The organism is Phytoactinopolyspora mesophila (genome assembly GCF_010122465.1).
In the GTDB taxonomy this organism is placed as follows: Bacteria; Actinomycetota; Actinomycetes; order Jiangellales; family Jiangellaceae; genus Phytoactinopolyspora; species Phytoactinopolyspora mesophila.
The window spans coordinates 404,312-418,477 of sequence record NZ_WLZY01000002.1; the positions used below are offsets into that span (position 1 = coordinate 404,312).

Sequence of the window (14,166 nt, forward strand, 5' to 3'; positions counted from 1 at the left end):
AGCGGCTGATCGCTTTGATCGATGCTTGCCCGTCTTCCATGCGTTGTCTACTGGATCGATAGAGCTGTGCTGGACGGTTGGTTGGAGCTGGACCTTTGGCGCGCGGTGACGGCTGGTCAAGCTTTGGTGGTCGCGTCGACTGATTCGCGTCGCATCAGAGCGGCCACGAAGTCGGTATGCAGCCTCTTGAGGGTCGCCTGGGCTCCCGTCGCCAATGTGATCTCCGAGCTGTCGAGGACGGCGTATGCGACAGCGACCTTGCCGGGGAGCTCCACCGCTGGCGATTGTTGCGCAGCCCACCGCGCTAGCGACAGGGCGATCGGAATGCCCGGTTCCATGTCCTTGACTGATGGCTTCGGCGCTCCGTCGGCGAGCATGCCCGCCACGGTTTCGAGGTAGAGCGTCGGATCGAGCAGGTCTTCGAGCGCACGTCCTCGTGGCAGACCGAAGATACGCTCGGAGTCGACTCCGGCACCCTCGAGTTCTCTCTGGTATCGGTCACCGTCACCGTCACCGTCTGCCAAGTACACAACCTTGGCGGCGATCTCCTCTACATCCATGTCATAGGCCCGCGCGTTCGAGAGGCCCGGGGCCACTTGGTACGGCAGGTCATCGAGCTCGGTCGCCTGCCGGAGCAGAGTAGGGAGCAGGATCATCTCGGAGGGTCCCTCGGCAAGGACCGCCCATCGACATGCGGAGAACGCCGCAGCGCCTGCGCCCATCGCGAAGAGGAGTGCTCCGAATCCGGGGGCCTCATTCGTCCAGAAGTGGGACACGATGTCGCTCGTGGGGCCGTTCCGTTTCAGCAGTCGGATCCCCGTGCCCAGGTCGCTCGGCAGGCAACCTGGCGAGTGGGTCGTGTAGAAAATTTGCGTCGCTTTAACCTGCTTGAGCAGCACCCCGACAAGGTCTGCCTGCGCATCGAAGTGGAGATGCGTCTCCGCCTCGTCGATGAGCAGGATCGGTAGGGTGCTGAAGTCTTGTGCCTCCAAGAAGGCCGCGAGTGCGACGAAGGCACGGAGCCCGTCGCTGCGCTCCTCGATGCGGGTGTACCGCTTGTTGTCGATCTCGTAGATGTGGGTCGTAAGGACGCGTCCGTTCACGTCCAGATGGACTGAGATGTTCGCCTGGTTCCAGGCTTGTCCGAAGAACGCGTCGAGTCGCTCGTTGCCATTGCCCAGGATCGTCTTCGCTTCGCCCGAGTCGCTGGCGGCGCATGCCGCCCACAGTTCCTCGACGTCGATACCTGCGACGGTGAGCAGATTCCGGATGGCAGGACGGATCCCCGCTCGCGCCTCCTCTGTGTGGATCGGAGTGTCCGTGGGGAGGGCCCGGTCACCCTCCGCGAACGCGACGAACCTCGGCACCCGCTTGCGCATCAGGTCTAGGCCCGCGTCGGCAGGATGCTCAGCGCCCCCGATCTCGGCAGCGACGCGAATCAAGGCGGCGGCCTTTGGGTCACGGGCCCTTTTCCGGTTCGGAGGCGTTTCGTCGAGCCAGTCGGCCAGCGTGATGACCGTTTCCTGGTCGGTCTCTGACCACTGGTGGTCCGGTTCGTCGAGGAGTCCGCTCGCCAGGCTGGCCCACGACGCAGGGTCGTCCTCCTTGTCCTGCGCATCCTCATCGTCGGCCCCTTCCGTCTGCAATCGGAGACGATCGGTGGCCGCTGTCAGCGCCTGGGCGGCGGCGATGAACGGCTGCGGGTCACGCTTGGGCTTGTCAGGGTTGTCGAAGGTGACGCGAAGGCGACCGTCAAGCTGCTTCCACAGAGAGAATCCCCGCGGGACGTCCCTGAGACCGAGCTCCTCCAACGCCGCGAGGTCTTCGTCATCGAAGCGGTAGCGAGCGCCGACGATCCAGCCACCGTCCTTTTTGTTGGATCGGCAGGCGTCAAGAGGCGCGAGCGCGGTTTCGCCCTCCTCGGTGAGCCACGCTAGGCCACCCAGGACGGATGACTTTCCCGCTTCGTTCTGCCCGACGAAGGCGAGGAGACGGGGGCTCACGTTGCACTTGGCGTTGGCCAGACGTTTGTACCCCTCGAAGTGGATCTCCGTGCACTTCACTGCCCGAAGTCCTTCATCTGTGCCCAGGAACCGGCAGCGTCGTTCACGTCGTCCTCGCTCAGCAGCAGGTACTGCCAGCGACCATCGACTTGCCCCGAGTTGTTGACGGTGTTCGCCCAGGTACGCGCCGCCCTCTTCTTCGCGGTCACCTCGGCGGACGTCACCTCCTTGTTCATCTTGGTCTCGACGAGCCAGCAGGTTCGCTTGTCGTCGACGGCCTCGATGACAACGAGGTCTGGGTTGTACTCCCGTCCCTCCTGGGTCCAGGTGATCGGGATGTCGTTGCGGTGAAGCCGGGCCCACACCACGACGTTGCCGTCGGCATCCACGGCGCCGGCGGTCTTGTACTCAGGGGAGGAGTCGAACCAGGCGTACTCGTAGGCGTTCTTCTCCCAGCCGTTGTAGGCCAGAGAGCGCTCGAACGTGTCGGTGTGGTCGGCCTCGTGCTTCCGGCGGGCGATCCGGGGCTTGTCCAGGTCGGCGGTCTGTACCCTGTCATCAAAGACGACGTCAATCCGGGCGCGCTCCCGAATTTGCTTGGAGACCTCGGATTCGAGACGTCTGGCGGCACGGTCGAAGTAGGCGGAAAGGTTCTCAGCCGCGGTGTCGCCCATCGCCTCGAGCACGGTGTCGACGATCGATCCTGCTGCGTTGAGCTCGCTCTTGCGGCGCTCGACGCCCTTTACCTTCATCACGCGGTCGATGAGGCCCCTCCGCGACGTCTCCAGGGGCGTGTCCAGGTGGAGCGCCTCGACGGTGTCTTCAGCCTTCTGTCCCTTGATCTGGCCACCCTTGGCTTTGAGCGCGGTCCGGATGAGTTCGTCGCCGGCCTCGTGCTTGAGCGCCTTGCCGAGGTCTTCGAAAGGCTTCATCTCGTGGACCTGGTTCAGTGACACCGCCTGGGCCTGCGCCACCCGCTGCACGTACGGAATGCGGATGGGTTCCCGGTCCGGCAGCGGCAGGTGGGTCCGGGCCTCGTCTGGGATGTCCTTGGCCCATTCCTCGATCTGCTTGAGGTGGTCGTCGAGCGACTGGACGTGTTCTACGGGCTCCTCCGAGACCAGGAAGCCCACCTCGCCGCCCTGCGGTGCGGGGGTGGGCTGGTCCTCGAAGGGATTCTCGACCTCCTCGGTCTTCTTACGAACGACCTTCTTGCCGTCGCCGGTGGTCCGGACCTGGGTGAGGATCCGGTGGTCGACCATCGACTGGGAGAGCGCCTGACGCTTCTTCAGCAGCGCCTCGTACTTCTCGTGTGCGAGGACCTCGACGGTGTCGAGCATCTGCTCGCCGGTGTACTTGCCGTACGGGAGGCGCATGCCGCGGCCGAGAGTCTGCTCGGTCAGGACCTCGGAGACAGACGCGCGCATGGAGGCGATGACGTAGACGTTCTTGACGTCCCAGCCCTCCTTGAGCATCCCGATAGAGATGATGATCCGAACTGTAGATGACGGGTCCTCCACGGCGTCCAATTCGGCGAGGGCCTTCTCCTTGTCGTCACCGGACAGCTTCGAGTGGACGAGAAGGGTCTTGCTTACCCAGGCCCCACTGTCGAAGCTCGCGGAGTCGAGGATGTCCCGGTAAGTTTCTGCGTCCTCAATGGTCTGGGCAATCACGAGCATGACGGGGCGCACCGGCATGACTCCGTTCTCTGCCGCCCACGCCTCGCTGACCCGCTCCTTGTGCTTGAGCAGCGTGACTCCGTCCAGGAGCTTGGTCTGGTCGTCGCTCCTGTCGTCCTGGCGGGCTACGAGGACTGGGATCTTCACATACTCGTCCTCGATCGCCTTGGCCAGCGGGTACCGGTAGACGACGAGGTCCTGGTCCCTGGAGTCCGGGGTGGCGGTCACACCGACTACGAGTTCAGGGTTGAGGTTGGTGATGGTTCTCGAGAACGCCGGCCCGCGGTAACAGTGGTGCTCGTCAGCCAGGATCACCAGATCGTCCAGTGTGCCGAGCCAGTCATAGAATGAGGCGCCGAGGAACTCCTGGTAGTCGTGGGTAGCCCGCCCGGCGTCTGTGTCCGGCTTCGTGAGCGCCTGAACAGTGAAGATGTACACCTTCGTCTTCGAGGTGTCCGTGATCGCCTTCGCGATGGCGGCGGAGTCGAAGTTGTCAGCTGTGACAACTACCGGATCCGACCTCATCGAGCTTGTGATCGCCTTGTCGTCACCCGGGGTGAAGTTTCGGACCGTCTTGTCGCGGATGGTTCGGCCCGGGGTGAGGATCAGGAAGTTGCGGGCCGGGGTGTCGATTCCGGCAAGGTACTCGATTAGCCCGGCCATGATGTACGTCTTCCCGACACCGGTGGCGGAGTCGACGATGCACTCGAACGGCTCCTGCCTCTCCTCGACGTCGTAGTGCTGGCTCATCATGTAGGCGACCGACTCGACCGCCTGGTAGTTCGGAGTTCGCAGGGTCAGCCTGTGTCGGACCTCTTCGAGCAGGTGCTCGTCGACCTTCAGGTCACTCACTGGTCTTCTCCTTCTTGAACGGTGAACCGTTCGACGCCTTCCTACGGTACCGATCGAGGACGGAGTCAGGGATCGCTTCGAGCCGGGAACCCTTCCGCTCCTTTCGGAGCAGGTCAGCCGCGCCGTCAGCGACCTGGGTCGCCCACACCTCAACGATCTGCCCTTCGGGGAGTTGGTCGAGGATGGAGCGGACGGTGGACTCCCCGACGAGCCCGTCGACCACCACGTACCGGACGGTGCCTTCCTTGGCGGCGAAGATCCCGTCAGGGGCGTAGGTGACCTCCAGTTGGGCGCACATCGCCTCGGCCAGGTCGCCCTGGGTGGCCCAGTCGGCGAGCAGCACCATGCCGTAGACGTCCTCGAACATGGAGGGGCCGACCTCCAGGTGTGCGAAACCGCCACCGCCGTGCCATAGAGTGCTGGTCTCGACCTTGGTCTTGGTGAGTTTCCGAAGCGCCGTCAGGGTGTCGATATCGAGGTCACCCTGGCCGTTGGCCACCTTGTTGAGCAGCCGGTTGAACTCTTGTGCCTCGTCGGGCGTCACGCCGTCCGGAAGGGCAGCGGCAGCAACGCGCTCGCTCGACGTTGTGACCCCGCCTGGGTCGTCACCCTTGACCACTCGGGTGAGCCGCGGCTTGGTATACCTGCCCACCGTGGCGGGCAGCAGCTCGGAGGTTACCCAGCGGCGTCCCATCTTGTGTGCAACCGCTGCGGTCGTTCCGGAACCGGCGTAGCAGTCGAGCACGATGTCACCGGGGTCGGTGGCGATGTGGATGACTCTCTGGAGCAGTTCTTCGGGCTTCGGGGTGGCGAAGGCGTGGAGGTCGGGGAACAGGTCGCGAATCTGATTCTTACCTCGGAGCGAGCCGCCGACGTCTGAGGCGAACCACAGTGTCTCCGGAACGCGCCCCTCGTCGGCCAGATGCTTCTTGCGCTGGAGGCGCTCCTTGTTCAGGTCGAGGAACACCAAATCTGGCCATTGGCCGGCCTCGTGTCGGGCGCGCGCCGACTTAGCGGCGTCCGCCAGTGGCTCCGCGAGCATGATGGCCGGGACACCCGCTCGCACCTCGTTGGGTGTGGTTCCGCAGATGACAGCGCGCCGCTCTTCGTCCCCTATGTCGCGCAGTTCGTACTTCGCGTACTCGTTCATCTGGTCGAGGAACCAGGATTGTGCCTTACCCCAGCATCGTCCGGGGGTCGGGTACATGAGGCCGCCCGTGACCGGGTGCTGGATGGCGTAGACCATAGGGTGGTTGGTAGCGGCCTTCCCCGCCGTTGCATCGCCGTCGCGCCAAGGAACCGGGTCACCGTCCCGCGAGCGGTAGCGAGAGGTGTTCGAGGAGGCGAGCCGCTTCATCCGATTCGGTGACCACTGGTCGGTCTTGCGATACACAAGCAGGCTGTCGTGTGAGACCGATATGCCGGTCGTGTCGTTTCGCGGCGATGTGGCCTTCTGCCACACGACCTCAGCGAGGAAGTTCTCGGGACCGAGTTCTTCGTCCATGACCGCCCGGCAGCGATGCACCTCGACGTCGTCCAGGTGGACCCAGATGGATCCGTCCCGGGCAAGCAGGGGGAGAATCTGTCGCAGCCGGTCCCGAAGCATCGTCAGCCAGATCGAGTGCTCGATGTTGTCCTCGTAGTTCGTGAACGCCTGCCCTGTGTTGAACGGCGGGTCGATGTAGACCAGCTTCACCTTCCCCAGGTACTTCTCTGAGTACTCGGGGATTTTCGCGAGCGCATCGAGCGCGTGCATCGCGTCGCCCGTGATGAGCAGGTTGTCGTCGGTCGGCTCAGGCAGGTCATCGGGACGCCCTTCGGGAGTAGGGGCCGCGACACGATCCACCGCGTGGAGCAGCCGGACTTCCGAAACGCGGTAGTCCGACGGGTCGACGAACGTGTAGTCGTACTGACCATCACCTGTCGACAGGAGCGTCTTCTCCTTGTCGGTCCAGGTCAGCTCAAGCCGTCCTGTGTGCTTGTTCACTATCGTCTCCCGTTCCACTTGCCCTTCGGTCTACATCTTGTCGGACACGACCGACAGTTCGTAGCGGACCCTGGTTGAGTCGGCCTGGGAAACGGACCGAGAGCAATCCCGGCACCGCGCCCCAGGCCGACTCAACCAGTCTCCTCGCTCGGCGTCATCATGAGCGCCGCGCGGTCGTGAGCGCTTGTGTGTCGGGATTCTGCGTCTACCGCTGGGCTTTCCAGGTGAGATCTCAGCAATACCCACAGGGTCATGACGCCGGCGGCGAGCTGGCTCGCAGGCGATTACGCCAAATCGCTGGCTTTGCGCCGTGCGAGGGCGCCCTATGGGAAAGACGCGCTGGAGGGAGTCGACGGTGCAGCTCTAGTCTGACCGGGACACTCTCTGTGCATTACGCAATTTCTGCGCTACCGCCAGAGACGGTGTTGGGCCGTCAGCCTCGACCGTCGGAAATCCGGCCCCGGGTAGATGCTTGCAGGCGCTCACGGGCTGCGACGAGCGCTTTGAGTTTGCGAGCGCGGCCTACTGATTCGTGATCGGAGCCAATCCGTTGTGATGTGCGCGGCCGGGCGTCTCCCTGGCCAGATGTAGGGATTACTACGTCTGATAGGAGGCGGGCTGGTGCGGAGCGCGAGTCCGACGGTCGCGTCGTTGCGAAAGTCGGGGCGAGATTCTGAGGCGATCCGGCGAAAGGTGCTCGTCGCACTATCGATCGCTGTAGTCGTTCTTGGCGTGGCTGCCTTCAGCTTGTCATTTGATGCTCTGCGAGATCTGGCAGTCGCTTCCGGGATCGAGGAGCGTTTGGCATGGATCTGGCCGCTGGTTGTGGACGGTTTCATCTGCGTGGCCACGGTCGCCGCTGTATTGCTGCGGCCGCGTGGTTGGCGTATCGCGTGGTACCCCTGGGTGACGCTCGCGATCGCGGCATCCGTGAGCGTTGCGGGCAATGCCCTGCACGCGGCGTCGCACGCTGACCTGTCCCGGGTGTCGCTATTAGTGGCGACGCTGGTCAGTGCTGTCCCGCCGGCGGCGTTGCTGTGTGCATCGCACATGCTCGTTGTGCTGCTTGCTCCTGCAGCCGAGCCGCGCCGGGACACACGCGGAGACGGGCAGACGTGGCGAGGCGTCGATGTGAGCGATGGCGTCTCCGGTGGCGGGGAAGACCACGGCGTCGTGCGGGATGACCTTCCGGACGGGTTGGGCGGGACGGACGCCGTTCCACGCCCTCACCAGCGGACTAGTGAGACGCGGCGAGTGCGGCCCACCCTGGAAGACCTGAGCGTCTGGTTACAAGAGGAACGCGAAGCGGGTCATGCGGTGACTGGAGCGATGGTGGCTGAACGCTACGGGGTATCGCCTTCTACGGGCCGGCGGTGGCTGCAAGCCGTTAGAGATGGCGAGTCCCATTTCGCCGAGCCGACGGTAAGCCGGCGCTTCGTTGCCGCCGACGTTCGTTTGGCGGCCAATGCCAACGGAGCGCCGCCGGAGGCGTCGTGATGGGCATGGTCCTGGAGCGCCGCGCGACGTCGGCTGAGCAGGCGTTGCGGTCCCAATTGGCCCCTTGCGGAATCGCGGCAGGCTGTGCAAGATCATTTAAGTGTCATGACAGTTGGAAGAACACGATCTTTCAACGGGTCATTGACCAGGTGTCTGACGCTCAGGGAGGGGCGCCAGGCGGCTGAGGGGAGATACATGATGAGCCGGTGGGTGGATCGCATCTGCGGATTCGTTCCTCTTGTGCGGGCGAGACAAGCATGATGCCCAAGACGGCCGCGCATGATGTAGGCGATCAAGGCGTTGGTTCGGCGCCCAACGGCCACACCGGCTTGCTGGATGTTCGTGAACGCGGAACGGCTGCACGAGTGCGGTACTCGCGACGGCGCGGACTCATTGGGCTGGGCGTCGCATTTCTGGCCTTGGGCGGTGGCGGTGCCTATGTGCTCGCCGAACGGGCCAGCGACGCGGTCGAGGTGATCGCGATGATGGCGGACGTGCCTAGGGGGCACGTCATCAGCGAACATGACTTGACCACCGCTTCAGCGATGCCGGATCCGGCCTTGGCGCCGATTCCCGCCTCGCGCATTCCTGAGATCGTCGGTCAACGCGCCGCGGCGGACCTGTCGCGGGGGAGCCTGCTCACTGACGAGTCCGTAACTACTCAGATGCTGCCAGCGGCGGGTGAAACAGTTGTTGGCGTTGCCGTCACAGAGGCGCAGCTGCCAACTGAGCCAATTGCTCCGGGCTCACGCGTGCGGATCTTCGATACACCGAATGCGGGAGACGATCCGCCGGCGACGACGCCGGACTCGATCGCCGCGTCGGTTGTGAGTGTCACCAGCGACGTCACGACGGGCCACATCGTCGTCAATGTTTTGGTTCGTAGCAACGTGGCCGGTGATCTTGTCGCGCGGGTTGCCACTGGTCGTGTCGGAATCGTCTTGGACTCGCTGGAGGAGGACGGTGACGGGTTGTGACGGTTTTGGCCTTGACGTCAACACGTGGCGCCCCGGGTGTGACGACGCTGGCACTTGCGTTGACGCTCGCCTGGCCGCGGCCTGCGCTGCTCGTGGAGGGCGATGTCTCGGGAAGTTCGAGCATTAATGCAGGTCACCTGCGAGGTGAGGCCGAGCCGGCACCGAATATGGTCGATCTCGCCATAGCGGCCCGGAACAATGCTCTGAACCTCGCCACCTTGCGTGGTGTCACACGCGAGTTGCCACTTGATTCTGACCGGCTGGTGTTGCCAGGGCTGGCGAATTCCGCGCAGCGCGCGACCTTGACGAAGGACTTCTGGGAGGCGTTGGCGGCTCTTCTCGTCACGTTGCCCAGCCACGGGATCGACGTGGTGATCGACGCCGGACGGGTCGGCATGCGCGAGGCGCCGAAGGCGCTGGTCGATCGGGCGACGTTGTCCGCGGTGGTCACGCGGAGCAAGCTCGATCACATCGTGTCTTTAGCTGCGAACGCTGCTGAGCTCCGTGGTGACGCCGACGTGGCGAACGACCGGGTAGGGGCGATCGTTGTCGGCGAGGGCCAGCCGCATTCATCGAAAGACGTAGGCCGGGCCACCGGCCTACCTGTGTGGGCCACGGTTGCCTGGGATCCGGTCAATGCGGATCGGCTATCCGGCGGCAAGGAGATCACCAGCCGGACTCGTTTTGAGAAGTCGCCGCTGATGCGAAGCGTCCGATCGGCGATCAGCGAGCTGAACCGTGTTGCCCAACGACGCGAGTACGTGCTGAACGGGCGAGGCGGCCGGCCATGACGACGACGCCGGGTACCGACATCACTGATCTGCCGATCTTGCGGCATGCGGCGACCGGGCATGGGACGCCTGGGCCAGGAGCACGTGATAACTCCTCATCACCCGGCAATGGTGTCGGTTCCGGCCACGTCAATGGCTCTCGGCCGCGACCACCAGGCTCGAGTAAGCGGTCAGGCGGTGCGCAGGGCAGCGATCTCGATTGGGCACAGATCCGAAGCTTCCGCCGAGTAGCGGCAGACCGGCTCGCGGATCGGCTGCGCGACAGCGATGGTGTGAGCGAAGAGCATCGGCGCAATGTGGCCCGGCAGATTGTCAGTGAGCTACTGGACGAACACGTCCGTGCCGCTTACCAGGCAGGGGATCAGAGCATCACCCCTGACAGTCAGGCTGCAATGGAGAAAGCGATCTTCGACGCTCTGCTCGGGTTGGGCAGATTGCAGCCCTTGGTTGACGATCCTGAACTGGAAAACATCGAGGTATTCGGTTGCGAGAAGGTCGTCACCCTGGACCAGTACGGGCGAGTGGAGGAGCTCCCGCCGGTTGCCGACAGTGAAGAAGAACTGCGCGAGATGGTGGCGAATCTCGCCAGCCACGGCGGCACGACGGAACGGACATTCACCGAGAACAGTCCGATCTTGCATCTGAATCTGCACGGTGGACACCGGCTGGCAGCAATCGGATGGTTAGCTACCCAGACCGTCATTAATATCCGGCGGCACCGGTTGATCAACGTCACCATTGACGAGCTCGTCGGTGAATATCACACGTTGACCCCGGAGCTGGCAGCGTTCCTTTGCGCCGCAGTGCAGGCGCGGCGGAGCATCTTGGTCGCGGGGGAGCCGAACACAGGTAAAACCACCCTGCTGCGAGCACTCACACAGGTGATTGATCCGGGTGAGAAGATCGCCACCTTCGAGACCGAGCACGAGCTTCATCTCGATGAGCTGCGTTCCTCCAGCATCCGCCGCCCGATCGCGTTGGCCGCGCGGCCGGGAAGTGGTGAGCAGGGGCCGGACGGACGTCCGGTTGGCGAGGTCACCCTGGACGACCTCCTCGAGGCTGCGCTGAGGCTGAATCTGGACCGCATGCTGGTGGGCGAGATCCGCGGACCTGAGGCGTTGCCCATGCTTAAAGTGGCTCAAGCAGGGGCGGGTTCGCTGTCGACCATTCACGCTCGCAATGCCCGAGACGCCATTGAGCGGCTTGCCACCTGCCTTCTGGAAGCTGGTCCACACATCACTGACGTGCTGGCACATCGGCTGTTGGCACACCATGTCGACCTGATCGTGCATATCAAGCTCCGTGCTAACCGTGGCGGCGATGGGCAGGTCAAGCAACGCCGCTACGTGGACGAGGTCATCGCACTGGAACCCGGCGAGCGGGGCATGCCGGCCGTCACCGATGTGTTCACCGCTGGCCCGAACGGTGTGGCCATGCCCGGCACACCGCCGCCCTGGATCGGTGAACTGGCTGATCATGGCTACCGGCCTTCCCAGGAATGGCCATGAACCCGCCGGTAGCTGCGCTTCTCGCTGTCACAACCTTGGGCGGCTTGTGGCTGATTGTTGCCGGACTCATTCCGGTGCCTGAGAGCGACGTTGCACGTGGTCGGGACCGCCTGAACCGACGATTGCGGGCGGTGCGCGGCCAAACACCTGCCCAGCGTCGCCGACGAGCCCTGCTCGGGGCGGGATGCGGCGCCGGTGTATTGATCTGGCTGCTGACCGGCTGGCTCCTTGCCGTCCCTGCGGTGCCAGCAGCGATCGTCGGCTTGCCGGTGCTACTGCAGACTTCTGCTGACAAACAGGAGATCGCCCGCCTTGAGGCTATGAGCGCCTGGACGCGTGATCTTGCAGGCGTGATCGGTGCGGGCATTGGCATCGAGCAAGCCATCCGAACGAGCCTGGCCACGGTTCCGCCACCCATCCGAGCCGAGGTTGGGCGGCTGGTAGCCCGGATTCAAGCCCGCTGGGAGACTCCCGACGCACTTCGTGCGTGGGCGGACGACATCGATGACGCGACCGGCGATCTGATCGCGTCCGCGCTTGTCCTCGGTGCACAACGACGTGGCGCCCAGTTGGCCAAGGTTCTGACCGGGTTGGCTGACACGGTCGCCGACGACGTGCGCATGCGACGCAACGTGGCCGCGGAACAAGCCAAGCCACGCGCCAATGCACGCGTGATCACGCTCATCACTGTCTGTGGCCTGGCGTTCCTCTTCGTGACCCCGTACTCCGAGCCGTACGGCACCACCTTGGGCCAAGCCGTCCTTGCGGTGTATCTCAGCCTGTACGTCGGGTGCTTGATGTGGTTGCGAAGCATTACCCGTTCGCCGCGGCAGACTCGCATCCTCGATCTCGAGGTCCGACAGACGGTCGGGGGTGGACTTTCGTGATGACTCAGACGACGATCGCTGCCGGCCTCGTGGCCGGGCTCGGAGCGTTCATGGTTGTCCGGGAATTCCGACCCAGATACCCGCATCCCGTCGACGCCGCCGCCAGGCTGACCAACACACACCGGATCGCACCGCTGGCAAGGAGCGCTGGCGTCTCGGTACCCGAACGCCTCGGCGGCGCCTTGTTGAGACGGGGCTGGTCGTCAACGCTGATGCGCATACCACATCGCGATTTATCCCTGTTGGGAATGAGCGTGAGCCGGTTCCTCGGGGAACGCGCCGTATTAGCGATGCTGGGCTTGGCCTCCCCGACCGTCGCTGCGCTGACGGCATCCCTGGCGGGCTGGACACCGCCCGTCGTCGTACCCGCAGTGTTCAGTCTCGCCGCCGCGGCCGGCCTATCCCTCATCCCGTATTTCATGGTGGCGAACCAGGCCAACCGTGCCAGAGCAGAGTTCGCGCGGGCCATGACCTGTTTCGTCGATCTCGTCGCACTTGAACGCGCGGGCGGCGCCGGTCCAATCCAAGCGCTCGAACACGCCGCGAGCGTGGGCGATTCATGGGTATTCCGCAGGCTGCGAGACGAACTTGCACGTGCTAGATACCGCGGCACACCAGCGTGGGAGGCGCTTCGCCACGTCGGAGAGGAGCTTCGCCTGCCCGAACTGGTCAAGGTCGGTGACGTCATGAAACTCGCCGGGGTCGAGGGCGCAACCGTCTACGGCAACCTGCGTGCGCGTGCCCAAGACATGCGGGCCGAGTTGCTGGCTCACGACAAGGCTCAAGCCGGTGTCCGTACCGAACGCGCGACGGCCCCCGTCGCGGTGACCTCGATCGTATTTCTGCTCATCATCGCTACCCCGATGGCGCTCGCCATCCAATAGCCCCGAAACACCGACACGAGAGGTAGACGACACACCGCCACCAACTGACACCGTTCCGAGGGGAAGATCTCCATGTCCGACCGCATCCTGACCGTCACGACCCGGCTCGCTGAATTCGGTGTCCGCATAGGCGATCGTCTGGCGAGCGCACGACGAGAGAAGGGCGCATCCGCGCTCGAATACGTCATCGTCGCAGCCATCCTTTTCCCGATAGTGGTGGCCGCGGCCGTATGGATTGGCAGCGTGATCTCTAGCCGTTCCGAAGAGATCCAACCGTAAACGGCCATGACTCTTCGACGGCGGGAACGCGGCGCGATCGCACTGGAATCAGTGATCATCTGGCCAACGGTCATTCTCGCGCTCGTGGTCGTCATGCAAGGTGCGCTGTGGTTTCACGCCCGCAACGTGGCTTTGGGAGCGGCTCAGGAGGGTGCTCGAGTCGCGTCGGCCGAATCCCGGGGCGACGGCGCGGCCCGCGCCGCGTCGTTCATTGCCGATGCTGGCGGGACATCGGTGATGACGGTGAAGAGCGTCACCCAGAGCGATGGCGCAACGACGGTCACAGTGACGGTGACTGGTCGCGCGCCATCGCTCGTGCCGGGCTTGTCCGGCCCAAAGGTCAGCCACAGCGCGACGGCACCATTGAAGGGGTGGACGACGCGATGAGCCGGCGACGTCAACCACTCGGCGGGGAGCGTGGATCGGCAGCGCTGGAATGGGCTGCGTGCCTGCCAGGGGTGCTCCTCGTCATCGCTGTCATTGCGCTGGCCGGCCGAGTCAGCACAACGGCCGGGGCAGTCGAACAGGCAGCCAACGATGCAGCCCGCGCAGCCTCCATAGCTCGCACACCTTCAGAAGCCGTAGCCGAAGCCCGCGCCACGGCGCACATGTCGCTCACCGGCCAGGGGATCGACTGCCTGTCCACGGGGATCGATGTAGACACATCAGGGTTCCACCGTCCGGCGGGTCAGCACGCCACGGTCGCGGTCACCATCACATGCCCCATCCGGGTGATGGACCTCCCGATACCCGGGATCACCGAGCGGGTAGCCACCTCGACCGGGACCAGCCCTATCGACACCTACCGGCAGCGGTGATCAT

Annotated in this window: 12 protein-coding genes; 9 read left to right on the top strand and 3 right to left on the bottom strand. The window is 64.4% G+C overall.

Translation table 11 applies throughout. From position 1 onward, the window contains the following. Positions 1–116: 116 nt before the first annotated feature. From F7O44_RS31670 to F7O44_RS08055, 3 genes are read right to left on the bottom strand one after another with little or no spacing between them, the layout of a single operon-like run. Entirely contained in the window at positions 117–2,063 is a 1,947-nt protein-coding gene (locus tag F7O44_RS31670; RefSeq protein ID WP_162449707.1) for an AAA family ATPase, read from the bottom strand. Then, on the bottom strand, positions 2,060–4,534 hold the full coding sequence (locus F7O44_RS08050; RefSeq protein ID WP_162449708.1) for a DEAD/DEAH box helicase family protein: 2,475 nt from the start codon (positions 4,532–4,534) through the stop codon (positions 2,060–2,062). Before F7O44_RS08050 ends, F7O44_RS31670 begins: the two co-directional genes overlap by 4 nt. After that, entirely contained in the window at positions 4,527–6,521 is a 1,995-nt protein-coding gene (locus F7O44_RS08055) for a site-specific DNA-methyltransferase (RefSeq protein ID WP_222851169.1), read from the bottom strand. Before F7O44_RS08055 ends, F7O44_RS08050 begins: the two co-directional genes overlap by 8 nt. Before the next feature lie 621 nt (positions 6,522–7,142). On the opposite strand from F7O44_RS08055, the gene F7O44_RS08060 reads away from it, so the two are divergent. The 9 genes from F7O44_RS08060 to F7O44_RS08100 all read left to right on the top strand — a co-directional run bounded on the left by F7O44_RS08060 (position 7,143) and on the right by F7O44_RS08100 (position 14,162). After that, positions 7,143–8,018, top strand: a complete 876-nt coding sequence (locus tag F7O44_RS08060; RefSeq protein WP_162449709.1) for a DUF2637 domain-containing protein — start codon at positions 7,143–7,145, stop codon at positions 8,016–8,018. Positions 8,019–8,275: 257 nt separating this feature from the next. Further along, positions 8,276–8,995: an SAF domain-containing protein gene (locus F7O44_RS08065; protein WP_162449710.1), complete on the top strand. Its 720-nt coding sequence runs from the start codon at positions 8,276–8,278 to the stop codon at positions 8,993–8,995. A gap of 11 nt (positions 8,996–9,006) precedes the next feature. Continuing rightward, the gene (locus F7O44_RS08070; RefSeq protein ID WP_162449711.1) at positions 9,007–9,786 is read left to right on the top strand and encodes a hypothetical protein; all 780 of its coding nucleotides are present in this window, start codon (positions 9,007–9,009) and stop codon (positions 9,784–9,786) included. Positions 9,787–10,058: 272 nt separating this feature from the next. Continuing rightward, entirely contained in the window at positions 10,059–11,294 is a 1,236-nt protein-coding gene (locus tag F7O44_RS08075) for an ATPase, T2SS/T4P/T4SS family (RefSeq protein WP_162449712.1), read from the top strand. After that, complete coding sequence (locus F7O44_RS08080) at positions 11,291–12,181, top strand: type II secretion system F family protein (protein ID WP_162449713.1); 891 nt, start codon at positions 11,291–11,293, stop codon at positions 12,179–12,181. Before F7O44_RS08075 ends, F7O44_RS08080 begins: the two co-directional genes overlap by 4 nt. Next, the gene (locus F7O44_RS08085; protein WP_162449714.1) at positions 12,181–13,065 is read left to right on the top strand and encodes a type II secretion system F family protein; all 885 of its coding nucleotides are present in this window, start codon (positions 12,181–12,183) and stop codon (positions 13,063–13,065) included. Before F7O44_RS08080 ends, F7O44_RS08085 begins: the two co-directional genes overlap by 1 nt. A gap of 72 nt (positions 13,066–13,137) precedes the next feature. Continuing rightward, positions 13,138–13,344: a hypothetical protein gene (locus F7O44_RS08090; protein WP_162449395.1), complete on the top strand. Its 207-nt coding sequence runs from the start codon at positions 13,138–13,140 to the stop codon at positions 13,342–13,344. A 6-nt stretch (positions 13,345–13,350) separates the two neighbouring features. After that, positions 13,351–13,731, top strand: coding sequence for a TadE/TadG family type IV pilus assembly protein (locus tag F7O44_RS08095; protein WP_162449715.1), 381 nt, complete (start codon positions 13,351–13,353; stop codon positions 13,729–13,731). Further along, a complete protein-coding gene (locus F7O44_RS08100) occupies positions 13,716–14,162 on the top strand; it encodes a TadE/TadG family type IV pilus assembly protein (RefSeq protein ID WP_162449716.1) in 447 nt (148 codons plus the stop codon). Before F7O44_RS08095 ends, F7O44_RS08100 begins: the two co-directional genes overlap by 16 nt. Positions 14,163–14,166 lie beyond the last annotated feature (4 nt).